General features: G+C 41.9%; 1 protein-coding gene. It reads left to right on the forward strand.

The window, feature by feature from the left end; genetic code table 11:
* Nucleotides 1-377 (forward strand): reverse transcriptase domain-containing protein (locus P5674_RS26110; protein ID WP_315670512.1); only part of this gene is annotated, 377 nt, incomplete at both ends.

A 377-nucleotide genomic window follows, 5' to 3' on the forward strand; every position in this document is an offset into this window, starting at 1 on the left:
GAAACAATGGCTCAAAGCGGGAGTGCTAGATAACGGTGTATTCGAGGATACAGAAGCAGGGACACCTCAAGGAGGGGTAATAAGTCCAATACTCGCCAACATCGCACTGTTGGGTATGATTAGGTTAATTGAAAAACTGTATCCTAGGAAATCAGACAATCGCCCTTTTGCGAGAGTCATAAGATACGCTGATGATTTCGTGGTCATCTCAAAAGACTTAGAAATCATTGAACAGTGCCAAACTGCTATTTCCAAATGGCTAAAGCCTATTGGATTAGAGATTAAACCTGAAAAAACTCGAATCTGCCACACGCTCAATCACATTGAGTATAACGGCAAAGCAGAGGAACCCGGATTTGATTTCTTAGGTTTCAATG

It is taken from the genome of Limnospira sp. PMC 289.06 (assembly GCF_032350395.1).
GTDB lineage: Bacteria > Cyanobacteriota > Cyanobacteriia > Cyanobacteriales > Microcoleaceae > Limnospira > Limnospira platensis.